26 protein-coding genes and 1 tRNA gene are annotated in these 24,028 nt (G+C 51.5%); all 27 read right to left on the bottom strand.

What is annotated here, in order from left to right; translation table 11 throughout:
• Nucleotides 1–196 precede the first annotated feature (196 nt).
• The 27 genes from ACG0Z5_RS10650 to ACG0Z5_RS10780 all read right to left on the bottom strand — a co-directional run bounded on the left by ACG0Z5_RS10650 (nucleotide 197) and on the right by ACG0Z5_RS10780 (nucleotide 24,002).
• The gene (locus ACG0Z5_RS10650) at nucleotides 197–1,225 is read right to left on the bottom strand and encodes an acyltransferase family protein (RefSeq protein WP_394447162.1); all 1,029 of its coding nucleotides are present in this window, start codon (nucleotides 1,223–1,225) and stop codon (nucleotides 197–199) included.
• A gap of 118 nt (nucleotides 1,226–1,343) precedes the next feature.
• Nucleotides 1,344–3,251: a sialate O-acetylesterase gene (locus tag ACG0Z5_RS10655; protein WP_394447164.1), complete on the bottom strand. Its 1,908-nt coding sequence runs from the start codon at nucleotides 3,249–3,251 to the stop codon at nucleotides 1,344–1,346.
• 56 nt (nucleotides 3,252–3,307) lie between these two features.
• The gene (locus ACG0Z5_RS10660) at nucleotides 3,308–5,800 is read right to left on the bottom strand and encodes a host specificity factor TipJ family phage tail protein (protein ID WP_394447166.1); all 2,493 of its coding nucleotides are present in this window, start codon (nucleotides 5,798–5,800) and stop codon (nucleotides 3,308–3,310) included.
• Nucleotides 5,712–6,179 carry an NlpC/P60 family protein gene (locus tag ACG0Z5_RS10665; RefSeq protein ID WP_394447168.1) on the bottom strand — a complete coding sequence of 156 codons (468 nt, stop codon included), beginning with the start codon at nucleotides 6,177–6,179 and terminating at the stop codon, nucleotides 5,712–5,714. Before ACG0Z5_RS10665 ends, ACG0Z5_RS10660 begins: the two co-directional genes overlap by 89 nt.
• Nucleotides 6,172–6,642 (bottom strand): hypothetical protein, encoded by a 471-nt coding sequence (locus ACG0Z5_RS10670; protein WP_394447170.1) that lies wholly within the window; start codon nucleotides 6,640–6,642, stop codon nucleotides 6,172–6,174. The genes ACG0Z5_RS10665 and ACG0Z5_RS10670 overlap by 8 nt, the downstream gene beginning before the upstream one ends.
• On the bottom strand, nucleotides 6,642–7,139 hold the full coding sequence (locus ACG0Z5_RS10675; RefSeq protein WP_394447172.1) for a hypothetical protein: 498 nt from the start codon (nucleotides 7,137–7,139) through the stop codon (nucleotides 6,642–6,644). Before ACG0Z5_RS10675 ends, ACG0Z5_RS10670 begins: the two co-directional genes overlap by 1 nt.
• 2 nt (nucleotides 7,140–7,141) lie before the next feature.
• The gene (locus ACG0Z5_RS10680) at nucleotides 7,142–10,594 is read right to left on the bottom strand and encodes a tape measure protein (RefSeq protein WP_394447174.1); all 3,453 of its coding nucleotides are present in this window, start codon (nucleotides 10,592–10,594) and stop codon (nucleotides 7,142–7,144) included.
• Nucleotides 10,595–10,631: 37 nt separating this feature from the next.
• The gene (locus ACG0Z5_RS10685) at nucleotides 10,632–11,315 is read right to left on the bottom strand and encodes a DUF6246 family protein (RefSeq protein WP_394447176.1); all 684 of its coding nucleotides are present in this window, start codon (nucleotides 11,313–11,315) and stop codon (nucleotides 10,632–10,634) included.
• Nucleotides 11,316–11,372: 57 nt separating this feature from the next.
• Nucleotides 11,373–12,134 carry an immunoglobulin domain-containing protein gene (locus tag ACG0Z5_RS10690; RefSeq protein ID WP_394447178.1) on the bottom strand — a complete coding sequence of 254 codons (762 nt, stop codon included), beginning with the start codon at nucleotides 12,132–12,134 and terminating at the stop codon, nucleotides 11,373–11,375.
• Between the two features lie 72 nt (nucleotides 12,135–12,206).
• Nucleotides 12,207–12,590 carry a hypothetical protein gene (locus ACG0Z5_RS10695; protein WP_394447180.1) on the bottom strand — a complete coding sequence of 128 codons (384 nt, stop codon included), beginning with the start codon at nucleotides 12,588–12,590 and terminating at the stop codon, nucleotides 12,207–12,209.
• Nucleotides 12,587–12,955, bottom strand: coding sequence for an HK97 gp10 family phage protein (locus ACG0Z5_RS10700; RefSeq protein ID WP_394447182.1), 369 nt, complete (start codon nucleotides 12,953–12,955; stop codon nucleotides 12,587–12,589). Before ACG0Z5_RS10700 ends, ACG0Z5_RS10695 begins: the two co-directional genes overlap by 4 nt.
• Before the next feature lie 2 nt (nucleotides 12,956–12,957).
• A complete protein-coding gene (locus ACG0Z5_RS10705) occupies nucleotides 12,958–13,308 on the bottom strand; it encodes a hypothetical protein (RefSeq protein ID WP_394447184.1) in 351 nt (116 codons plus the stop codon).
• The gene (locus tag ACG0Z5_RS10710; protein WP_394447186.1) at nucleotides 13,305–13,643 is read right to left on the bottom strand and encodes a hypothetical protein; all 339 of its coding nucleotides are present in this window, start codon (nucleotides 13,641–13,643) and stop codon (nucleotides 13,305–13,307) included. The genes ACG0Z5_RS10705 and ACG0Z5_RS10710 overlap by 4 nt, the downstream gene beginning before the upstream one ends.
• Nucleotides 13,640–13,810: a hypothetical protein gene (locus ACG0Z5_RS10715; RefSeq protein WP_394447188.1), complete on the bottom strand. Its 171-nt coding sequence runs from the start codon at nucleotides 13,808–13,810 to the stop codon at nucleotides 13,640–13,642. Before ACG0Z5_RS10715 ends, ACG0Z5_RS10710 begins: the two co-directional genes overlap by 4 nt.
• Nucleotides 13,811–13,812: 2 nt before the next feature.
• Complete coding sequence (locus ACG0Z5_RS10720; protein WP_394447190.1) at nucleotides 13,813–14,208, bottom strand: hypothetical protein; 396 nt, start codon at nucleotides 14,206–14,208, stop codon at nucleotides 13,813–13,815.
• 61 nt (nucleotides 14,209–14,269) lie between these two features.
• On the bottom strand, nucleotides 14,270–14,563 hold the full coding sequence (locus ACG0Z5_RS10725) for a hypothetical protein (protein ID WP_394447192.1): 294 nt from the start codon (nucleotides 14,561–14,563) through the stop codon (nucleotides 14,270–14,272).
• Nucleotides 14,564–14,572: 9 nt separating this feature from the next.
• Nucleotides 14,573–15,649, bottom strand: coding sequence for a major capsid protein (locus ACG0Z5_RS10730; RefSeq protein ID WP_394447194.1), 1,077 nt, complete (start codon nucleotides 15,647–15,649; stop codon nucleotides 14,573–14,575).
• A 15-nt stretch (nucleotides 15,650–15,664) separates the two neighbouring features.
• Nucleotides 15,665–16,114 (bottom strand): hypothetical protein, encoded by a 450-nt coding sequence (locus ACG0Z5_RS10735; RefSeq protein WP_394447196.1) that lies wholly within the window; start codon nucleotides 16,112–16,114, stop codon nucleotides 15,665–15,667.
• Nucleotides 16,114–17,388, bottom strand: coding sequence for a hypothetical protein (locus ACG0Z5_RS10740; protein WP_394447198.1), 1,275 nt, complete (start codon nucleotides 17,386–17,388; stop codon nucleotides 16,114–16,116). The genes ACG0Z5_RS10735 and ACG0Z5_RS10740 overlap by 1 nt, the downstream gene beginning before the upstream one ends.
• An 11-nt stretch (nucleotides 17,389–17,399) precedes the next feature.
• A complete protein-coding gene (locus ACG0Z5_RS10745; RefSeq protein WP_394447200.1) occupies nucleotides 17,400–18,350 on the bottom strand; it encodes a phage minor head protein in 951 nt (316 codons plus the stop codon).
• Nucleotides 18,340–19,641 (bottom strand): DUF1073 domain-containing protein, encoded by a 1,302-nt coding sequence (locus tag ACG0Z5_RS10750; RefSeq protein WP_394447202.1) that lies wholly within the window; start codon nucleotides 19,639–19,641, stop codon nucleotides 18,340–18,342. Before ACG0Z5_RS10750 ends, ACG0Z5_RS10745 begins: the two co-directional genes overlap by 11 nt.
• Nucleotides 19,642–19,703: 62 nt before the next feature.
• Nucleotides 19,704–19,831: transfer RNA gene (locus tag ACG0Z5_RS10755), tRNA-OTHER, on the bottom strand.
• Between the two features lie 8 nt (nucleotides 19,832–19,839).
• Nucleotides 19,840–21,324, bottom strand: a complete 1,485-nt coding sequence (locus ACG0Z5_RS10760; RefSeq protein ID WP_394447204.1) for a DNA-packaging protein — start codon at nucleotides 21,322–21,324, stop codon at nucleotides 19,840–19,842.
• The gene (locus tag ACG0Z5_RS10765; protein ID WP_394447207.1) at nucleotides 21,311–21,790 is read right to left on the bottom strand and encodes a DUF2280 domain-containing protein; all 480 of its coding nucleotides are present in this window, start codon (nucleotides 21,788–21,790) and stop codon (nucleotides 21,311–21,313) included. Before ACG0Z5_RS10765 ends, ACG0Z5_RS10760 begins: the two co-directional genes overlap by 14 nt.
• A 31-nt stretch (nucleotides 21,791–21,821) precedes the next feature.
• Entirely contained in the window at nucleotides 21,822–22,460 is a 639-nt protein-coding gene (locus ACG0Z5_RS10770; protein ID WP_394447209.1) for a putative metallopeptidase, read from the bottom strand.
• A 198-nt stretch (nucleotides 22,461–22,658) separates the two neighbouring features.
• A complete protein-coding gene (locus tag ACG0Z5_RS10775; RefSeq protein WP_394447211.1) occupies nucleotides 22,659–22,844 on the bottom strand; it encodes a hypothetical protein in 186 nt (61 codons plus the stop codon).
• 261 nt (nucleotides 22,845–23,105) lie between these two features.
• Nucleotides 23,106–24,002, bottom strand: a complete 897-nt coding sequence (locus ACG0Z5_RS10780; RefSeq protein WP_394447213.1) for a hypothetical protein — start codon at nucleotides 24,000–24,002, stop codon at nucleotides 23,106–23,108.
• Between the last annotated feature and the right edge of the window lie 26 nt (nucleotides 24,003–24,028).

Consider the following 24,028-nt stretch of genomic DNA (forward strand, 5'->3'; position numbering starts at 1 on the left):
AAAGAAATCCGTCCCAAGATGGCTATGTAGTTGTGCGTGGGGTTAATTTAGTTTCTTGTCATCGAACCTGATGTCGATCAATATGGGTAGTGGTCGGATGGGTGGTGGGTAAGCATGAGAGCGTCAGCCCAAAGAAAGCGCCCACCTGAGTGGGCTTTTATTATCTACGCAGGACAAATTGCTTAGAATTCGATGCTTATCTAAAGCATGCATTTACGTACTTCAATGGTTTAGATATAAAGTAAGACAACGCAAAAACCGTTAATAGCACAGAGCACATGTATAAATAAACAGCGACGTGGTTTTTATAGTCCACATGCACGTGCAATGAATATATTCCAATTATTTTATGATGTATCAAAAATGCAATGAATGATGATGTTGAGAAGAATGCAATGACATCGTAGATAGAATCACGGACTTTGAGTTTAGAGTAAAGAAAAGCAATAATTGTAAACATGGCACATAATGAAGGTACGCTATAAAAACCTTTATCCAGATTGTCAAATGTAGTCACAGAGATTATTAGATATATTAATGATACAGCCACCATGTAAATCATCCATCTTGACCTATTTATCATCATATCTGCTATGATAGCGCCATAAATAAACTCTGGCAGCCGTACTAACGGATTCCAGACAGCATTCGCATTAAATATAGGCGAAAACCCAGACAACTCCTTGTTATATGTGAATGCTGCGATGGCAACTGCGATTGATGCTATAAATGTCGCTGCCTTGTTCGCATTCAATGACATTCTGATTATAGGGAATACCAAGTATATTAAAAGTATAAAGCCGATGAACCACTCTCCGACAACATAATACGTAGGAATATACCAAGACAAGTACCCATCAAATCCTGTTATTGTTATCGCCCACCTGTAAACATCAGAGCCTATATATACTCTTCCTGCACAAATAAACAATATGCATGACATTATGAAGTAAACGAACCAGAAAGTAGGGAAGATCGCCTTGAATCTTTTCGCATAGAAATTCGATAGACCCTTCCAGTTTTGTGAACTAATGTACAGCCCTGCACCAGAAATAATGATGAAAAAAGATACTCCAATGGAACCCATTGGCGATATTAACTTATATTCACTCCAACTTCCCCCGCCATTCCTTACGATCATGGATATGAAATGAAACATTATAATCATTAATACTGAAATAGCTCTGATGAAATCGAAAGCTTTTATCTTTTCTTGTTTTGACATACATCATGCTCATCTAAGGTTACCAATGAGCATGATGTTATCAATTCTGTTCGGCAATAACCAGTGAATCAACATTCAGCGTTACATTGATTCAAGATTTATTTGTTACCTTACGGAATTAAAGTCCTGTTTTCTTTGCTCCAATTACAGTAAAGAACACTTCTATGCCATTTGGTAATGCCCTTGGTGGAACTACCATCCCTTTCATGTCCATCATGAAGTAAATATTTTTTGGTGCAGAACTTGCATCTACACAATCGACAATTGTTCCTGTCTGATTTGAAGATTGTCGCACCGAGAGAAAACTTGGACCAGTTGTCATTGACTGACAAACCGGTATCGTTGAGCAGGAAGGGTGGGTCAACGTAAACACACCAGTTCCAAAAACACCGGTCATCACACCGGATAGATCAAGATTAGTTCGTCCGGTAGTATTGAATGATTTGCTGGCCAGGTTTACTTGCACCTGGACATCGGCAATGAAATACATTTTCGCCAGTGTATATCCACCCTCATCGCGATCCATATACATGGATTTATCAAAACGAACACGCAAGTCTGGGTATCCAGAGGCATAAAAATTAGTCCCTTCAGCAGAAAGAAGATAACTCAGGTCGGTAGGTATTTTTACCAGCAAATAGTCTGTAGCATTATCTTGAATAGCAGATATCAGAGAAACAGCCCTTGATTGATCTGCTCTAAAATTCCACGAGCCATTAGCCTTTGTTATCCACGCTCCATGAAGCATCCAGTCCTGTTGGTATGGCATGCTTAGCGAACCTTGACGATCTATAAGTGGCAAACCGTCATTCGCTTTGTTTCCATTAATAATGTCATCAACTGTACGCGCTCCATCCTCGCCCAGGATATTATATCCTCTCTGATTAAGGTGAACCGTATCAACTCCCATGCCTTGAGTCTTCAGTCTCGGAAGCAATTCCGATGCAGTATAAACATCATTGTTTTCAGCGCTAAACTCTCTCTGAGCATCCTGAATTGCCCAACTATTAATCTGCATTGTTGAATCGTTATAAGTACCTACAGTGAAATTAAACAGCCGCGTGGCACCCGTATCAGTCTTCAGATCTGACCACAACTGAGTTAGTGCAGCTTTGTATGCTGCTTTTGTTGTCGCCAGAGCTTCATCTCGCTCACCCTGAATAAACAGAACTGATATTTCAGAGATGGTCTTCCCTTCCGCTAGTACCCTTTGTTTTGCTGCATTCACGAAAGTAAGCATATTTGCATAGTTATTGCTAGCATCGCCTTTTTGTAACTGAGCAATTGACTGGCTGTCCTTTCCGCTATTTGTGAATACACACTCTTTGCCGCTCAGACCAATGTACTTGTTTGCAAAAGCAGGCCAGGCACAGCCGGTGCTTGCGCTATCATTTGACGTAATCATATACGGCGTCATGGGTGCCAGTACTGATCCGTTGTAATACCGGCTTAGGGGGGATGTAAAACTCGGAGCTCCTGCGGAGTTTGCCGCTTGCCCCTTAGCATTGGACTGGCCATAAACAATAAACAGGTGAATACCAGCAGAGACTGGTCGTTGTCTACTTACATAGCTATCCTGGATAGTCCCACCATATTGACTGGATACCAGCTTATCTCCACCTGAAGGGTCCGTTAACTCCCCACGTAATGTGGCATCATTGCCAACTCCAATCCATTTACCTGAACCAATTCCGCCAGCACTTTCAGGGGTAGAGCCAGCGGGTACTACTTTGGGGAATGGGCCATCCCATCTGTAGTACCAGCCATTGCTTTGCCAGCGAAGAGCTTCGTTAGCAGTATTGAGGGTATTGCCCAACTCAAAAGAGTCCTTCGTGATGTAGCCATAATTCAGAATTGCCTGATTTGCATCGTGATCAATGCCAGCAATTGTACGATGCGCTACACCTTTCCTGTCAATGTATTGATGCCCTGGAGATGTTACGAACTCATCAATTTTTCCAGCGTTAAATTTCAGATCCTGCGGGAGCTCTGAAGGAACAGCTATTTGCGATGGTGTAGTAGTCATGTTTTGTCCATAAAAAAAGCCAGCACGATGGCTGGCTTGTGGTTGGAGTTGGTTTGTCATGAGTAAATAAGGTCGCTGTATTCTTCCAGCGTTAGCGCTGTGGTTCCGTCACCATTCGGTTGCTTAGCGGTGATAGTCCACTGCGTTGCATCCAGTTCCGTAGATGTTGCGATGACATAGCGTGACGGGGACTGCACGTCGAATCCGTCATAAATGTTCAGATTGATGTTGGGAATGGCAGCAATGAACCCGAACGCGGTGTCGCTGCGCTGGGTCGCCGGATAGCGTGCTGTTGGATTCCCGAGTGAGTCAGTCACGACCACAAACATGCTGCCGGAGAAATTAATCCGCTCACTGGTATCGAAGTTATTGCCGTTGCGAGCGGTGATGTATCCGGCCTGCTGGTTCGTGTCGTATGTGTCCGGCACCTGCACCATTTGTCCAACGTTCACCCATTCCCCGTCTGCCAACGCCGTAATGGACATTGTCATTCGTGAATAGATGAGCCGCTTGCATTCCCTGAGCGCCCTTTCATCCGCCTGGAATGTATCGCGGATGTACATCATCTCGAACTTCTTCGCCTTCGTCGGAGCGCCAGAAACAATGGCCCCGTTGGTGATGCGATAACGAATGAAGTCCTGCTTGTTCGTGGTCGGATTCCGGTACTGCAGTTCGACCCCGTCAAAGCCGCCCGGCAGCGTCATGTCATAGCTGATAGAGTAACCGGTATCGACAGTATTGCTTCGGTTGAAGACGGTAACTGGTGCGGACTGCTTCTTGTCACGGGCGAACGACAACACTCCAGCATCCCAGAAGATGCTCACGCTGGCCGCATCACAAATCATCTGCATGCGCGCGCCTAACGCCACATCCTCATCATCGAAGGTGTAATCAAAGTTGCCCAGCCGCGGGTCTATAGCATCGATTTCAGCCTGGACCTGATACAGGCCGTAAATGTCGATGGTATCTTCTGGCTGCTTGCCACGAATAAGCCAGTTAAACAGGGCAATATCAGCGAACTTTCGTGAATATCGCAGTGAATAGTCGACCGTTTGCGTGGCAATGTTGTAGCTGATTACATGCCGCCCCAACAGCGCGTTATATTTTCGCTCCCTGCCGCTCGTAGCCTCCTTTGTCGACCTGACCGTAACCTCTACGATAGTGTCATCCGGGTATGTGACATTAGTGCGCTTATTCACGGCATGGATGGCTTCGACCTTCAGACGGCTCACATCAGAGCTATTATCGGTGCGCTGGAATGAGATGGAATAACGACCATATCCGGCGGTCGGCGTAACCTTGTCCGTGCGGTAAAATGTCTCGCTGGTATGGTCGTGAGGCGTAGTCTGTTTGTATGCGAATTCCTGCTGGGTCCCCGGTATCATGTCGTTGTCTATGTCGACTTTCCACAGCACAACTTTCCAGTTTGTCTGCTTATCTCCACCCAGGGCTGACTGCGTATGGATCCACAACTCAGTCGACTCAACTGGTGAAAATACAGGCCCAACAATCAGCGCACCATTGTCGTTCAGAATGAATTTTGTGGTGTTTATCGTCGCAGTAGACACATCGACGTCGTCAGGTCCGATCAACCCGCTGAAGGTGAAGTTGTAATAAATTACGGGATTAATTACTGCACCGTCGTTGGTAACTGACACAGCGATAAGGTCTGCAGATACCTCAATGTCCTCGGTTATCGTGCTCCCCGGAACGGGATAGGTAACGTTAATTGTGAACGTGACCGGGTGCGGAAGTGACAGATCCATGAAATAATCGAAATCGTCTTGCTTGACGATCTTCATTGCAATCTGACCGCCTGCATACTGCCCACTGATAACGGTATTTGCAGTTGCCGTTTCGATCGGGAAATCGTCCGACTCGTTGCGGCCGGGAATCTCCTGCCCGTCAACATCATCGAACTGATATCCCTCAGTAATGAGCGGGATAACCTGTCCGGGCTGGTAAATTGTGTATGAAGAGCCCGCCATGGCCCCGAGATTGGACTCTGAGTAACGGATCGATGATACGTCGTATTTCCCGAGGCCAAAGTCCATCAACTCTGTGACGTATTTCAAATTGTCGGTGTACTGGAAAAGCGACTCCTGAATCAGGTCCGGAAATGCGCGAACAAGCCCAAAGTTATCCGGCCTGGCCTCCCCGTTCCGGGCAATGTTGGTCTGCCCTTTGAGGCTGTTATTCGGGGACGTTTTCGAGTTTCCGGCGCCAGAAGCATTCGGCTGAGCCACAAGTTTCGACATAATTTTGCCGATAAACTTGATGTCCTGCTTGTAGGTAAACATGCCAAGAATGATGGCGCTGCCCTTCATGAACCCGCCACCTTTTGGCTGATCGAAGATGACAATCCGGTCTGATTCGTTCAGTACAAACCCGACATCGTCGTTATCGGTTAGCTCACGGCCATTGAGGTTAATGCGCACATCTGCGTGCAGGTTTTGGGTATCAAGCCACTCGCAGAACACCGCCCCGGCCGGTGCTGCCATCCTCTCCTTCGGTAGCCCTGGTACTCGCTGAATTTCGATTATCGGCATAGGAATAAAACTCAACCTTTGTGTAAAGTCTTTGAATGGTCCTGACAGGATCCGATCTAACGTGACCGCCTTCACAGCGACTGTGGAACGCCATGCCGTTGACTATCAGGCCAACGTGTACCGGCTGGGCGCCATACCATGCGACAAATATTCCATCATCTACAAAGATGCTCTCCGGCTGCCAGTAAATAACCTCACCGGCGAAACAGGTGTGAAATTCACTGCCGGCTTCGTAGTCCGGTGACTGGTGCAGTTCGATGCCGAGTACATTCCGGTAGTACAGGACTACCAGCCCCCAACAGTCCAGCGCATCAAACGTGCAGGCGCGGTTAGCCCACGGCAGGCCAGTAACCCTGTCGATGAATTCCTGTTTATGCATTTTTGAGGCCCGGGAATAGCTCAGGTGTGTAGAGGGGGCTGACGTTGTTGTTGAGCGGATTTTTTAGCGTAAGCTCACAGGTGACGTCGTTCTGATCCATCGAGGTATCATTGACGTACAGCGTCCACGGTTTAAGCGGCGTGTTCATGTCAGCGGAATCGAATCGCTGATAAGTCACCGCAATCGGCGTAATTCGCGAGAATGCCTTCCATGGCTTGAGCGCCTGTTTGAAGTCCATCGCCAGGCGCCCGAACTTAACCGAAGCGCCGATCACTGGCGTGTTACTTTGCTGGCTTTCGACCACTTCCATCCGGCATGGCTGGTATTCTTTCCCTGCAAATGTCTTCGGAAATATCTGGTTAGCTACCTGCCTGATTTCTCCGAATACATCGTTGTGAAAAGTGATTGTTTCGTAAAGCACCCTGTTCGGGCGCTGACTTTTGTACTCGCGGAAGCTCGGCATTACGGCACCCTCGGTAGCGACTCCGGATCCCGATTATCAGGATACCCGGTCACGATAATGTCGAGCCAGCTGGCCCATGGCGCCGGCAGCTCGATAACAATGTCGTCGTAGTCATCATCAGAGTTCAGTAACTTCCTGGTGACGACATCACCGGTCCAGGTGAACACGCCTCCAGACTGTGACCATGTAGGCCGCGCCGTAAAATGCAGTTCCTGCATCTCTGGCTCACCGTATGCACCCGATCCAGTTCCAACAGGCATCGAGAACCACTGATTGCTGTTATCGAGATAGTTAGGACTGCGCTCCCACTGCATGAAAGCCCGGTGTTCTGCCAGAGTGAAGATCCACGTCAGAGAGAATCCGGTCTTCAGGTCGTCGGTGAGTTTCTGGAAAATCGGCGCGCCAACCTGCGGCTGATCGGTCCTGAACCCGGTATCGGGCTTGGGTGTTTTTGACTTCTGAGCCAGCGGGAGCCAGTCAGGGTAAGGGATTGGCATAATTACTCCGTTGCTCTTGGCGTGGCGTTGGTATTGCGGGTGATCGACTGACGCATCGGCCCGCCCTGGTCCATATCCTGAATGAAGGCCTGAACCGTCAGCGTGTTACCGTCCTGAGACGCCTGAGCGTCAAAGCTGTGCTGATTGGATGAGTAGTCGTTGAAAACGATATTCACCGCCATCTGGCCGCTGGCGCTTTGCATATCCTTATTGCTGATGACCTTGCCGTTGTCGCCTGGGATCATGTACTGCTTGCCGCTGCTGGCCTGGTAAATTTCAGGCATACCGCCCTCGCCTACCTGGTACATTGATCCAGCGCTAACCGGGCCGCCGTTTTTACGCTTACCAGCTAACCCATTGGCCAGCGCCATACCAGCCACCAGAGCGCCAATACCGATGACCGCAGCACCACCGAACGAACCGATGGATGCGGCGGCGGCGGCTGGAAGCCAGGATGCTGTAGTCGTTGCGGCAGAAGCAGTGCTGGCCGCAGTGGTGGTTGCGATGCCCGCCACCGACGCAGATGTCGTGGCTGCGGTCGCACTGATTTGCGCGGCGCTGCCGGTGATGGCTGATTTTACCCACTCAACACCCATCTGGACGAAGCCGTTGATCAGGCTGTTGAGCGCGTTGCTGGCGAGCGACTGCATGGCCTCCTGTGCCGACATGCTGCCGGTGATAATGCCGGTGAAGGCGTTAGAGGCATTACCCGCTAATGATTCAAACCCAGCCGCCAGAATTTGGTTGCCGTCACTCTGGTTTTTGAACAGTTCCCACATCGCGTTGGCGCGCGCTTGCTCGTACTCCATGTTGGCAGCATTACGCAAAGCCAGACCCTGCTGCTCAGTGATAGTCTTGTTAGCCTCGAACTGCTGGATGAGCGCCAGCTTCTGCGCGTTCTCGTTGGCAAGTTGCTGAACAGGATCAACTGTTCCGGCTGCTGCCTGTTGTGGCGTTACAGTCAGGTCAGCACGGATTTTAGCGAGAGAGGCCTGGTGTGTTTGTTCAAGGCGTTCAGATGTGGAGTTATATTGCTCCTGGCTGATTTTCTTGGCATCCAGCGCAGTGTTTAAATCGTCGACATCCTTCTTATAACTGGCGTTCTCGCTGGCTTCAGGGATAAGCTTCTGTGCTGCCGCCTCCGCTTTGATGGCATTCGCAGTGTCCCACTTGGCAGCGGCATACTGGCCAGCCTGGGCGATTTGCTGTTGCGTAGCCCCCTTACCTAGCGACTGCTGAGCGGTGAGTATCGACTGCTCTCGGCTTAATTCCTTCGTTGATTCAGCGCTCAACTCAGATTGCTGACGAAGCTTCTCAAGCTTCTGCGATACTGACTCAGCGGCGGTGGCTGATTTTTTTGCCTGACTCTCGCCTTCTTTTTGTTCCTTTCTATTTGCCTTCTGTGCCGCGAGCGCATCATATTCCGCACCTGCCCGCTCGCGCGCCATACGCACATCGGCATCATTTCCTCCAATGGCACGTATTTCCTGTTCGGCTTTTAATTGCTCACGTTTGCGATCATTCAGCTCACTCTGCAGTTCGATTTGCTGCGATTGCTTATCGAGATAGTCCTGAACCTTAGCTGGTCGCTCCACCTCAAGTGACTGAGAGTTAAAGCGCTCTTTAGCAGCAGCGGCCAAATTCAATGATTTACCAAGTTGATTCATCATCCCAGCCACAACGCCTGTTTCTTTACCACTGCGCTGAAGGAGATCAATACCCTGCTTCAACTGTCCGTTTAATTCGGCCTGAGCTATACCAACTGTACTATTAACCCTGGAAAGCCTGTTTTGGGCAGATTGCAGGTTATCAGCTGCAATAGCCTGACTGTCCAGTGCCGCCCCCATCGCCTCCTGAGCTTGTCGCCCGCGCCTGGTTGACTCACCCCAATTATCAATTTCCTTTTGGTAATCTTTAACTTTGTTCGTTGCCTTGTCATAAGCCTGCTGTGCTTCATTTACGGCGTCGGTAAGTTCTGGAATGGTATCCCTTAGTTTTGCAATCTCGGCAGTAAGCTGCACTTGTGACATGTCTTTCATCTTGTTTGTCAGACTATCTACACTGTCGGCAAGTTTTTCCGCCTCATCTCTAGCCTCTTTAGCTTTCTGCCAAAAATAGAATATTGCCGCTCCGGCAAGCATTGCTGCTCCCGCTGGACCACCAATCAAGCCAAGAGCGCCTCGCAATAAACCACCCGCAACAGATGCCCGGGATGCTGCTGCTGTTGCTGCATCCTGAGCTGTTTTATTTGCCGCGAGCGCTGCGTTATACGTTCCGGTAGCCGTGGCAGCGGAAACTCTGGCTGCTGAAAGCGTTTCTTCCGCTGCCGCGGCAGCAGTTGCACTTACCGCCGTGAGCTTCATCATTTGTGCAAGCCGGACTTCTTCCAGCGATCTGATTTTTGCTGCTTCGGCGCTTCTCAACTCTGCTGCGGCAACCAGCGCAGCGGATTGTGCTGCCTGATTGTCAGCGATAGCCATGGCTCTTGAGGCAACCGCAGATCTGACCTTTTCTGCCGTTGCCATTGCCAGCGCACCAACAAAGCGGCTACCCAGAACCGCGGCGGCAATCGTAATCACACCTGAAAGGGCATCCAGATTTTCGCTAAGAGTGACGATTGAATTGCTGGCACCGGCATACACTGATTTAATAGTCGATGATTCACCAACGAATTTCGTGACATTATTTGTGGCCACAGCAAACGCCTGGCCCATCGTCATAGCCGTATTGGAAAACTCTTTCGCTATCTGATCACCCTGAGACAGCAGCCCTTTAACAACAACATCAGTGGTTAGTTTTCCCTGTGCTGCCATAGCGCGAAGCTGACCAACGGTAACGCCCAGGGAGTCACTGAGCGCTACAGCAAGGCGGCTACCGTTCTCAGATATGGAGTTGAACTCTTCACCGCGCAGCACGCCGGAGGCAAGAGCCTGTGACAGCTGAACCATCGTAGAGCTTGCTTCTTCTGCAGTAGCGCCAGACACCGCAAGGCCTTTGTTAATTGTTTCTGTGAGGCGGGTCAGATCTTCCGTGCTGGTTCCTGCGCTGCGGGTCGCTCGTTCAAGGCGGGCATACAGCGTGGCTGTTGCCTCAAGGCTACTTCTGGTTTTCTGAGAGATATCAAAAACACGCTCAGTAACATCAGCAAGCTCTTCACTTGGTCGAATTGCGTTAGCCAGCTTGTTGTTTACCGTTACCCACGCCTCCGCGTATTGCGCAACCTGCCGAACGGAAAGAGCAGCAGTTAACGCTACAGCCACTTTTGTCAGTGATGAGAAAGATCGTTCGGCATTGTTAACGCTTCGCTCCGTGCTGTTAATACTGCGCGTAGAAGCATCAAAGCCGCGATTCATACCACTCAGACTATCGGATACCTGGCGCTGTCCACGCAGGAATCCCGCTAAGTCCATGTCTACGTCATAAACGATACTGCCAGCGCTCTGTGTGCCTGCCATTTAATTCTCCGGGCGTAAAAAAACCAGCCGGAGCTGGTTAGCGTTGTTTTGATTTGGCTCTTCGCGCCGCCTGCCGAGCCAGGTGAGCCTCGGCAACAGCGTCATACTCATCCTTCGTCAGCCCTTTTTGCTCGGGGTATTTTGCGGAAAGTAGTAGCGTGAACTCGGTCATTGTCAGGCTGGCAGCATCATCACGGCTCATGCCAAAGTGATTTCGTGCAGCAATGATGTAATCACTAACCTCGAAGGCCTGCGAATAAGAGTTTGATTCGTTGCGCTGCAGTCGACGCACTTTTGCTTTGCCGATAACGCCGTGTTGCATGAGCGTCTGGGCTACGGCAATTATGAAGCCCCTTGATAACTCGCCGGGGCGATACACAACACAGTGTTTCCATCCCTTCCACTCGCCAATTAATGGCGTCAGGTCATAGTCGCCTGTGTAGCAGCACTGCATGATATGCATCGCAGCAGCAAGGATTTCATCACTCAGGCGCTGGAATATTGCATTAATCATGTGAGGCGGGAGCGAAACTTTAACCAGGACAATTCTGTTCAGTGCTTCCTGTACATTTGCCCCATGGATAAGCGAAAAAATGCTGACAATTTCAGCTGGCGTTCCGATCGCGTTCATTGCGGCAAAAGACGGCTTGAAGAAATAGTCTCTACCGCCTTCATGAGCCTCTGAAAAACTCATTTCGCCAATGCTGGTTAGTGGTGACATGTCTTTTCTCATTAGCGGTCATTATCAAGGGCAGCAGGCTACCCTTTGTAATAATCGTTAGCTGACTGTAACGGTGCAGGATGTAGAGGTGATCGTGACCGGCACATCATCCGAATCGGTTACTTCGCATGTGTACGCGCCAGCATCACCAGCAACCGCGCTGGCCTTGTTGAATGTGGCGGTAGTCTGCCCGCTGACCACGCTGCCGGCTTTCTTCCACACGTAGGTGTATGGTTCGACACCGCCATTAACGGCTACAGTCATGCTTAACGCCGAGCCGGTAGCTACCGTTTTGGTTGCTGGAAGATCGGTGCTAAACGTGAGTGCCGGCGCATCCAGATTAGTCAGACGAACGGTGGTGCCATCAGACACTTTGAACTCAACAGAGAAGGTGATGATGTCGTTACTACCGCCATCTGCCGGGGTGGCATTGGTGATCACCATGTAGCCGGAAAACTCCAGCGGCCCAATGCTGATTCGCGCCCACAGGTTCGGCTGGCGCTTGGCATTGAGTTCATCGACGAAGTACGTGAACAGGTTTGCGTAGCCGAACTGGTCGAGCTTGTCGTGCTTGCGCACTTCACCATCAAAGCTGATCGTCGCATCGGCGTTGGTGATGATGTTCTCAACCCAGCCGCCAGTGTCATCAGCGTCAGAGCTAACGGAGTTTGGAGCGAAGTCCAGACCCTTGCTTGTGCCAGCACCAAGCGCCAGCCATTCTTCTTCAGCCGGTCGTGTGTCAGCACACCCCATGGCAAGCTCAAGCACTGTAGCCGAGCCGAAGACGCGTTCATTCGAAGTTGGGCAATTTGCAGCCATCGTTGACCTCTTTTAGGCATAAAAAAAGGCCGCCGAATGGCGACCTCGTTATTGATATGGATTTAGTTACGGTTATTCACCGTAAATGCATGCGAACTGGAGCCGGTAAATTAGCCGCCCCTCTTCGCTTAATACAGGTGCCGGCTTGCCACCAACGTTTTCAATCTTCCCTACGCACTCATCAGCAACAGGGTTAGCCTGGACATAATCGAGAATTGCCTGAGCTGCCGTGTCGGCTACTGCGTTCTTGCCCTTCGCCCCGATCACATCAACGAGCACATAGTTTTCATTGCCGAGGTCATAACGGATGGGTGTGCCACCGTTTGGCCTGAACACCATGAAGGATGTCGCCAGATTAGCGGTATCCGTCCAGAGAAGTGTTTGTACGGTGAAGCCCGCTGTCAGCCCGGCATCGACAAACATGTTCTTCACACGGTCGTGCATTGATGGCGTCACAGGCTCATCTCCTTGCGTATTGCGGCGTCAATATCAGAGCGGGAGTCTGCAAAGCCTTTGGTGAGGAACTCTTTCTGAGCAGTTGAGCGCCGGAAGGTCTGAGGGACGTTAGGATCATGCACATACACAGCGTAATTAGCTGTGTAACCGACCCTGCCGGTTATCATCGTGCCGTTTACTGATAACTCTCTGAACTGGCTATTCAGAAGTGTTGAGGTGTCTATGGGCGTATACAGTGCAGCCTGAGTCGAGCCAATCATAATCGCCGACTGAATCGCCCTGGCGGCCTTCTTACCCTGCACCGTACTGATGAACTTTTCGAGGTTGGATTTGGCCTGCGATATACCGCGAACTTTTGCGCCCATGGCTACGCTCCTGTGATTATTGCCCAGTCATCAGCCAGCCTGTCGAACGTGTCGCCCCAGCGCGTAACGTGGGCAACCTCATCAGCCCCTGCAATAAGCGGGTCGGGATCGGTAGATGCACCAATCAGCACATAGTCGCCCTCTTTAGCCAAAGCGAACTCAGTAAAGAAGGTGTTTTTAACCACCACCTCTTTGCCAATCGAGCCAATCTTCTCGCTAAGGCCGCCGATGTAGTCGCACATGATTTCCAGAGGTGGGTCATATCCAAGCGGGTCGCCCGCTTCCGTGTAGCCGTCAAGGCGCCGCCAGATTGTGCATGGCGCCGTGTTTGCCCACGCAGCCGTGCTGCTCATAGGGTAAAGGTCTCCACTTTCGCAATGATTGAATCATCTAATCTGACCAGCCCGCGCAAGTATCCAGAATGCCGCTCCAGCAGTTCAGCATTAGCTCTGCTCAAAAACATATCCTTGCAAATACTGTATGACTCACCAGCAAAGGAATAAAACTTCACGCCAGTAGAATTGACCCACACAAATAAGTGAACAGCGCCATCACATTTAAATGCGTGTATCTCATGTTGGACTGTGCCAGCATGCCCCTTACTGTGGGGTGTGATTGTTGTGGTTGGGTGCTCGCCCATGACGTAGGACAGCTTTGACTCAAGGGCTCCGCCTGTTTTCCTGCTCATTCCCGCCACCTCTCGACTTTCGCACCGCTATCACGAATGCGCTTGCAGTTAATAACCCACTCGCCGTCAGATTTGACGTAGCCGGTAGTCTCCCGACCGGTATCCGTTTTCACCCAGACGCGGGAGAATGGTTTGGGTAGGCTTTCAATAATAAGTTTCCAGGTCATAGTTACTTTCCACACATGCATCCACCCTTGCCAATCCAGATACCGGCGAAGGCCTGCTGTGTTGGGTCTGGTGGGATAAGTGCCGTTGCGCATCCGTATGTATCCAGCCCTCTTAGAAGACTCACAGAGCCTTTCCAGCGGTCACTGAATGATTGGTAGCGGAATGATCGCGACGCACCTGAAGGAGCCGACTGTGAGCTAATGTATTTGTCACCCTGAGCCAGCCCCATCAGACCTAACAGGTAACACTGAATAAGCAATGCTGTTGACGCCGGATAATGAGCATCAAGACATTCCTGAATGCTGTTCACCTGGTCAACGAGAGCCTGCAAGATGAAATCAGGAAGCGTGATACCGACCGACGCCAGATATTCCTTAGCCTGTTCTGTGGTAATCATGCGAGCCTCAGATTAAAGCCCTCAAAAGAGGGCATTAAAAAAGCCGCTCATTTCTGGCGGCTTATTCTTCCGGGAAGAGCTTTTCAAGCTCACCATCTGGTAACAGTTCGGATAGCTTCTCGATACCGATATTACCCTTGTGCTCAATACCCAACTCATCAAGGCGAGCAATGATCGCCTCTTTGCGGGATTTGGCATCGCTGCCAGCGTTCGGAGTTGCCGGGGTTAACGTACCGGCTGCCTCACCTTTAATCAGGCGCAGGTTTGATTTCAGCGCCGGGTGAAGCTCTTCCATCTCCACCACGCCACCAATTTTAACGCCGTGCCATGGTCGAACTACTTCATACTTAGCCATGCTTCCCCCTTACGCCAGATTCGCGCCATAGACAACGCCGGACAGGCCCTGCTCGTCTGCAGTGATTTGCAAACCTTCAGCAGACATGATCTGGAAGTTGTAGTTTACGTTAGGTAGTGGTCGTGGCAGAGGAACGACACCCTGAGCCATGCCAACCAGTGGAGAGATAACGTCACGACGGCGCTGATAAGCGATGAATTCGTTACCAGACAGCGCGAAGGTTGGTCGCACTTCTTTCACTGGCGCAAACGGCAGGATGGCTTGCAATACGGTGCCTGTAATGACGCCATTTACAACATATGGTTGAGCGTAGTTGGCCCAGATTTCAGGGCTCACCCACTGGATATCATACTGAGCTACTTTGTTATTGCGAGCCGTGGTGCCGAATGCGCCTTTGCCGTAGAACTCAATCAACTGACTCTGGGTCGCGGTGGTCAGGTCGATATTGACGCCGCCCGCACCGGATCCGAGGTTGATTTTCTGAGTGTGCCGGTGGTTCTTCATGCCCTGAGCTGGATAGCCCTGAACCTGAATATTTGCATCACCTGAAAGGTAGTAGGCAACGCGTTTTTTGTTAACTTTGATCAGCTTGGCCCGCTGTGAGTCAAGCACCAGGTCAATGCCAACTGAGCTCATACCAGCCGCATGACGCCAGTTAACACCATAGCCAGCCGTGAATACTGGGATCGGGTCGCCGTCGCTGTTGTAGTCGGTGTGGTCGAAGGAGAACGGAGCTTGACCATCGATGCTCACGGAAACATCATCAGCGATATCGCCAACCATGTTATATAGCTTCGCTGTTTTGCCAACTGGTAGGATAGTCTGGACACCAATCAGGTCATTGACGATTTCCATGCCATCTTCCTGGTCGCGCATTTGCAGAATCTGGTTATCAATCTCTGCCCAAAACTCACGTGCAAACCCACCAACTGCATTACATGCCAGCATTTCTGGCGTCATAACTGAACGATTGGCTGCAATCATGCCTGCTTGTTGTTGGTTCCAGATGTTGCGGTTAGCCCACAATTCATTCCAGTGACCACCCAGGCGGCTATTTGCTGCCAGCGTATTTTTATCGAAATACATATTCTTTTATCCTTATTAAGGTGCGGGCGCGGCTGCAACGGTGCCGACACGCATGCGCACACGAATGTGCTCTGGCGTACTTGCAATGGTGTGATCATCCTGGCTGTATCCGATAACTGAATCAGTGTCATCAGTTGCCAGCATGAAGCCGCCGTTGATTGCGAGCTTGATTGGGCTGTCTTTTTTGTAGGTTCCCACACCACAGAGAAGTGCAAACTCACGTCCTTCTTCTACGTAGTTGCCCACGCCAGAGTCACCAACAGGCACCTTGTCATTGACGGTCAGCCCCTGATGATATGCGCAGTCCAGAATATATAGGCGCCCGGTAGCCTCGGTAGCAGCAGTGAACTGGTTGTTCCCATCGATAACCACACCAACGCCGGGGGCCAGCTCTTGAGCCATGATTCGGGTTTCAGTCTTGTAGAGAGACTTCCCGTCAATATTAATGCGACGATAACGTGCCATTACGCAGCACCTCCGAAGTAAGTTGCCGGATCTGGTGCACCGGTTTGGGTTTGAGTTTGGGCAGAATTGGCCCCGATAGGAGCAGGCTCACCCAGCCGCTTAAATGCATCGCCCAGCGCTTCGCCTGATAAGGCGTTAGCAATGATGTCACCATGCACGGCAGCAACGGCTACGCGTTTGTTAGCCTCTTCAGCGCGGGAGTTGGCGGTGAGTGTTTCAGAAAGCTTGTCGTGATTAGCCTGTAAGGCATCAACCTTGTCAGAGAGCGGCTTAATTGCCTTCTCGGTATTGGTCGCCACAGCCTCACTAACCATGCTGCCGATTTGTTCCAGTTCTTCTTTGGTTAAAGGCATGTCGCCCTCCGTTTGGTGGTTTTCTGCAGGTGGTTCCTGCGTGGTGAAAAGTGATTTAACTTTGTTGGCGACGATAGATACCCATGACTCCTGTCGTGTGACTGGAGAGCCTTTGTCGTCGAATGTGACCTTCCCGCCGTCAGCGGTGTATCCGTAGACCTGAGCCTCTCCACCATTGGTGATGATCACGGCTTGCGAGTCGGTGAAGTCAGCAACCCAGGCATAATCGTTATCGCCGGGAGCGAATCTTTCTCTGGCGGCCTTCTCAAGTCGGCGTTCGCGCTCACGGTAGGATTCACCAATCAGCGCACCGGCATTAACTTTCATCGGTGTAGCCAGGTCGGCGTTAACCATCAGGCCAACGCCTTGTTCAGGGGTTGCGGCCCCGACCTCATGAAGCAGGATAGCGTCGTGATCCATGCCATGAATCTTGGCTACCCAATCAGCACCCATGGCTTTCTGTTCTTCATTGGCTTCCAGTTGGTCGAGATATACGGCCACGCTGGTATGAATAGGCGGCACATCTTCACCGCGCTCAATTGCAGCAACCCGCTCAAGCAGCTCTCGCCCGCCTTCTGATTCCTGCGCTCGGTTGGTATCAACCCATTTTTCGAGGTAGACGCGGTTACCGGACTTCTTAACATTGCGGTTCCATGCACCAACAAATCCCACGCAAAGCCCCTCGGGGGAGAATGCCGATACGAATTGCCCGTTTACCTGAGGATGGCCGAGTGGGGCAAGAGTTCCTTCAAGTCCGGTGTAATGAGCGTTGATTTCTGTATCGGTATAGAGGCCGCCGTTCATCACAACGTTAGCCGGTAGCGTGTAGCTCGGCAGAACGAGATGCTCTCGTCCGTTATGCATTTCTCGACGAATTGATTTACTGTTCACCTTCGTGGTGATGTTCACATGCATTGACATGGCTTACCTCATCAAGCTGCATGTTTGCAGCAATGACAGACTGAGTGATTGACCTTCATCTTTTTCCACTGGCTGTTGAATTCCTTCTTAGCCATTTCGATGACGTTTGGATAAAGCGGATTACCAGCCTCATCAACCAACACCTCAACCTGGCTGCACTTGCAATTAATTGCATTGGCACCTGTCGCGTACCACTCACGCACCTCTTCAACGGTGTAAAGATGTGCATGTCGCAGCGCGTGTGCCTGGCGTGTCGTAGGGCTTAGTGCGGAGATGTGCATGAGCTTGATGTTCAGGCCAAGCAGCGTCGTCGCTTCATCTGCTTCATCCCATCGAGCACGGCGTAAGGCAGTGGTGATTTCGGTTCGGGCAATGCGGTTGGCGCGACCTTTCTCGAACCCCGCCTGAGCCGTCAGGTTACGCGACACTTCGCGAGGGTTAAGCCCGCGCCCTATTCCATCCGTCAGTACCCTGGCCATATCTGCTTTAATCTGCACCGCCAGCCCTTTCATTTCCTCAAACTCACGCGCGTTAACCAGCGCCATACGGCGTTGATAGGGTTCGCTGATGAGGATTGCGGCTAATGACTCGCGTTCAGCCGCATAGGCTGCTGATTGCTGGCTAAGATTTGCGAATGACTGACCTGTCCCACGCTTTGATGCCTGGTCAACATAGCCATAGAACCAAAGGTCATACTCGCCCCCTTCAAGCAATATCTGGTCTACCAGGTAGCTGGCATCGGTAAGTATTTGCGAGAGGATGGTTAGGTTAAGTTCAAACTCGTAGCGGGCATTGACTGCGGGTGATGCTGGTATTCTATTTAATGCGTTCTGATAGACCTTTTTGACCTGATTGATGCGCCGGGAGAAGTCTTTCATCGCCTTTCGCTCTATGGCGTCGGCTCCGGTTGGGTCTGCGTTGTTACTGGGTAGTATCGGTGACTTCGGCTTCTTAGTCGTCATCCTCATCCTCCCCGAGCGGTTCTTCGCCATCAGGCTCGTAACCAGCTGCTACCCGTATTTCCTCAACCGTAAAGACTTGCCCACCAGATGCCAGCGATGTCTGATTAATCTCGCTCATCTTCGCGGCGTTATCGAGTTTCTCGCCTCCTGTTGCCTCTGTCAGGTCATCCCAGACAACCGCTTTCTCGGCCACAGGAGTGACGATTCGCAAGACGATAAGCTTATCGACCAAATCCTCAATATCGAATGACAGGTCTTGGCGTCGTGACTGACAGCGAGCATTCATATACTTCTGGTCTTCCGAGCTAGCCCGCTCACCTGTTTGCATACCGACGATAATCTTTACCGGCTCGTCTACGGAGGCAGCAAAGGTTTGCAGGTTCACGTCATACGTTGGGCCCGGATCGGCGACTGCAGTTACCAGCGGTGTAACAGATGCCCCTTGCGTGGTCAGTAATACGTCATTGCCACGGTTAACCTCTACAGCGGCCTCATTGAACTTGTCTTGCAGGTCACTGACGCTCACACCATAAAGAGAGGCCAGATTGTTGAAGTCGATTTCCTTCTCAAAATTAACGTTAAGCTGTCGCGCTGCGTTCTTGAGGAATGACTCACCGGATCCGCCTTCGACTTTCTCAAGGCTCACACAGGCGTTATATCCGGGCTCAAGGAAGCCGATAGCATCGTCTGACATGTCGCCGATGGTGAATACGCGGTCTGGGTGGATATCGCGTTGCACAGGATTGCCGTCAGCCTGTGTTTCGGTGTACTGCCACATCGTGATGTTGCCGTTATTGTCTCGGCTTTTTACTTTCAGCGCGCTGGCCCATACAGGGGAGATCTTAGCCAAGCCCCGGCCTCGGGTAACCGGTTCGTTCGGCTTCTTGCCATCGCGAACATGGAGCAGCAACGCGGCCCAACGACCAACAAGGCGACGTTTATCAGCCTCAGCAAACGAGCGCCAGAATCGGTGAGTGAATACGCGCTTATTACTACGTTCCCACGCTGCTTCGTCTTTCGTGTCGTCGTCAGCGTCACCCTCGATTACTTCTGGGTTGGTTTTCCAGCACAGGCCGACAAGCTTATTCACCGCGCCGTAAGCAATGCCCCCTCGACGATAGAGTTTGTACAAGTCATCAAAGGTTAACTCTTCTTTGAAGCCGTACTCACACCATGCAGTGCTTCGCTTGGCATCCAGCCCCATGCCAGGGTTGAATGCCATTGCTCGCGCACGGGCCATGCGCGCATCGTTCAACGCATGGTTGACGGCAAGTTGTAATTTGTCAGTCATGGATTGTCCGTTTGGTGAATTTCAGGCATTAAAAAAGGACGCCGAAGCGACCTAAGTAATTGGTGAGGCGGCAGGACTCGAACCTGCACTCGGGATTGGCAATAGCATCATGCCTGACCCGCTGGTTTGAACCAGTTAATGCATTACTCTACCCATCTAACCAGCTAGGCTGGAATTGAGTTACGCCTCATTTTCAGTTTACCGCCCTTGCAGGCGTTTGGGGATCATCATGCCCATCGGTTGCGCACCACCTAATTCAGTTAGCGCATACACCATGGCATCAAGGCGGTCAGGTGATTTCTTGGCGGTAGCCGGGACGTATTCCATTAGCTGGTTTTCCAGTACATACAGATTTCCGTGGTTGGCTACTCTGCCTTGCTCATATAGCGCAGATATTGGTTCGGCGCGGGCATACTTACCCTTGCTGGCATGGACGCGAATAATGCGGCCTTTAAAACCGGCATTACGCAGCGTTTCCTCGGCCATGTCGCCACCTTGGTTCGTCTCGATGACAATCGCATCAGCGCCGTGTTCTTCATATGCCCACATGGCCTTTTTGGCCCAACCAGCAGGGGAATATTTACCGCTGTAATCGGCATCGACTGAGAACTGTTTCTTGTCACCTGCACCGTAAGCACTGGCAACAGCAATGCCTGTCTCGTCGCTCTCGTCACTGTTAGTTGCCTGCGGGTCTATCGCTACTACCGTCCTTACTTTGTCGAAGCGGATCTGTAGCTCGCGGGCAGCGTTAATCATCTGCTCATTCCACAGCGCACCCTCAGCGTTGAAGCGACGAGGCTTCTGCATGTACTGCGCTTCGGCAGTGCGCCGATGCGAGAATAGAGCTACACGATGCGTTTCGTTATGCTTGAAAGGCCACAACCAGCCCTCTGGCAAGCCGTGGTCAATCGGTATGGCGTGAGTGTTTTCTGGATACTTCGCAGAATAAGCCTGGCTGTTGTCGATAATCACCGGAAGATTCAGGTGATGCCACTCTTCGCCGCTACCACCTCGCAACAGGTATCCACTCAGGTCGTGATAGTGGATGCGCTGCATAATCACGATCATCGGCGTTGTTTCGACGGCTAATCGTGATTTGATTGTTTCGTTAAATCGGCTATTAACCCCGTCTCGCACTGTTTCGCTGTATGCATCATCAGGCTTAACCGGGTCATCAATAATCAATGCGCCCTGCCAGCCGGGCTCCATGTGCCCGGCGCGAAAGCCAGTAACCTGCCCAGCTGCTGACGACGCGTATACCCCGCCGCCGTGTTCGTTCCACCACATAGCCTTGCTGTCAGCGTCGTCGCGCAGTTCCATGGGCCACATAGCCTGATAGGCCTTTGACTTAACCATGCCGCGAGTGGTGGAAGAGTTGAGTAGTGCAAGGTTATGCGAATAGGACAGGTGCATAAATCTGGCGCGGTTATTCAGCGCCAGACCACGGCCCATCATGTTGATGGTTGCCAGTTCGGTTTTGGTATAACCAGGTGGAACGTTGATGATGAGTCGCTTAATCTCTCCGTCTATCACCCGATCCAGTGTTTGCTGAATGACCCGGTGATGCGGCGCTACAATCATCTTGCCGCCAGTACGCTGCTTGAAGAAGTAGCGGGAGAAGTACAACCCCTCTTCTTCACATTCTATCTTGCGGGCATAGTTCCGCTGCTCAACAGTCGTCATCCTCCAGCATCTCCCGTCGAGCTTTCTTGTATTCGTCCTTCGTTAGCGTTGCTGACTCGATTGGGCCGCCGTCTTTACCAGTATGTTCAACCTTTTGCCGGTTTGTGTAGGCATCACCCATTTCTTTGGCGGCCTGCTCAATAAGCTGCGAGGTCATGCCGAAGTTCTTCATCTTTTCAGCATTGGTCGCCATTCGGTCGAGAACTCGCAACCGGTACGCTTTATTTGCGATCGGGATATCGGAAATTTCAGTCTGAAAGCGGGTGCGCGTGGCATTGAACAGGTCAACCCACTTCTGGCTAAGCTTCTCAGCCATCGCGTTACCGGGGCTGTATTGGGACACCTGCTGGCGTGATACCACCACGTCGAATTCAGCCTTTACCTGCTCAATGACTTTCGTGGGCGGCTCGAAGCAGGCCAGAGACTGAACGATGAAGGCTTTGACCTCTGTCGATAATGCTGCCATTGGTTACCTCCATGACAATCTGAATAAAGCGTCAGGCCAGTTTCATCAGGCAGGTCCCGCATGCCCTGGCAATGTTTAGATGAGCAATCTCTGCTGGCTTGTTCGCAGCATCGACCATCTCTTGCACTTCTTTGCTGGCACCGTATCGACGCACGACACCAGTGAACTCTTCGACGTCGTGGCCGCGCAGTGTTAGCACTGGTTGCCCGGTCTCTTTATTGAACTTAGGCGCGCCGAAATCATCAGTAGCCTGGGCGATGTGGTAAAGCTCATGCTCTACCAGTGCGCAGAACTCGAGGTCACTGCATTGTGAGCAGAAATCGGCTGCCAGTGTGATGATGAACTTCGGGATGCGTCCGAACCATTCATACATCTGCTGCTCCATTCTTGCCTTCTGCCATCCACCGGCGCGGAGCATTACCTGTTCGGCTTGGCCGAGAACGTAGCGCCCTTTCTTCGCGAATGAATCTGATGCCCACATGAAGCAGAGATCGGCCTCAAGCAGGTGTTCGTGGTCAGGGTTATGAATGCTTCCGGTATCGCTCAGGATTTGTCGGCTTATCCACTCATGCACTTCATTGGCGGGGATCAGTTTGGTGTATGGCTGCCAGTTGTCGGAGTCGATGAAGTTAACTGGCGGATATGGCCTGCGCTCGTCATCGTTCGCCATGGTTTACTCCGTTATCTCTTTACCGGTTCTGACTTCAGCCTCTGGCCGATGCCGCGCTTCACGATGAAAGCGCTAACCTTCTCGTAATCTGGCTCGCACCGCATCATCACGCAGAACAGTGTCAGCATCCTGAGGTAGACGGGAAGCCACCACCTGCTTTTGATTTCAAGTGACAGTCTGCACGTCGCCATTAGTTTCTTACTCGACAGGTACTGGCGTGAATTGCACGCGCTTCACATCGGCCGGAGCGAAGTAAAGCCACTGTCCCGCCTCCGTCGCCAGCGGCACAAAGCCGTTAACCAGCTCAGGCTGACGTCGTGACATCTTGCCCGTGAAGGTTTCGCCTGTTTGGGTGGTTAGCGTGATCTGGTAGATGTCGGACATGTAATCCCCTCTCCTGCTCCAAAAACCGCCGTTATCACTCTTGTGCGTATTTCGTCACAACGACAGCGCCAGATGTGCCAGATGATATTTTCATCCAGAGAGCTACGGGTGGAGATACGTTAATCACCCGGTCAGCCCGATGCCACGCTGTGCTGTCTGCGCTGTCGGCATACAGAACAAATCCGTCAGTAACTGTGATGTGAGCCCCCTCACTGCCGCTGGTGATTTGTACCGGCTCTGGGGTAATGGCTATTCGCTCTGTCATGGTGTCATCTCAATTTCAGTTATGTAGCGCTCTGACCAGTTACGTCTCGCTGTGGGTAGCGTGAACGAGTCGCCAGGCGTGCTGTATGTGTCTGATTCGCCATTGCTGTAGCGCACCGTGATTGTTGATGCAGAACCTGTGTTGATAGTGACGCTGGACGTTGGGCGCGTTGATACAGCATCACCAGTAATGATTGGTGACGTTGCCAGCGTGCCGGTCTCTACCTGCACCAGTCCGGTGAGTAATTCAGTGTTCTCGCGACGATAGAGCGATACAACGCAATCGCCTGCCGGGATCGGCTCGCACAGCCCATACAGATATTTTGTTGCGCTTTCCCTTGCTGAGTACGTCCTTATCTGCGACTCCACGTCAACGCTGAACGGAACAACTATCCGGGACCACTCATCAAGCGCCGGGGGCTTTGTTTGCGGGACAATAAACGCGCCAGCGGTCGCATCGTATATCGCGTACAGGTCGCAGTCAGTTGTTGTGCTGCCAATATCGCCACCGTCCGGCCCCACGCCCGCCGAGAGTGTCAGGCCCAGGCTGATCCACGGCCCGACATCCGGCGCCGACACCGCGACGTCGCCGCGCGACATTGGCTGGTAATTTGTTGTCTGCGGCTCTGGTTCGTGGCGGCCAACTGCAGTGCCGTTTCTGTATTCCAGAGGCCAAATGTTTGCTGCGCTTTCCAGCATCACACCAGTTTCCGACCAGTAGAAATGCGCTGGCCCGGAAAATGTTACGCGGGGATCGAGCGTGGGTGCCGTCAGATCGATGGGGCCGGTGATCGGCGGTGATGATGTTCCGCCACCGACCAGAACCGCGCCAGGCACCCAAATACCAGTATTGCCTGTTGGACCAACCGCCTGCCCGTCGGGGATTGTTATCATTTACGCCTCACCTCGTCGCGTGAAAT

The organism is Scandinavium sp. M-37 (assembly GCF_043558715.1).
GTDB lineage: Bacteria > Pseudomonadota > Gammaproteobacteria > Enterobacterales > Enterobacteriaceae > Scandinavium > Scandinavium vulneris_A.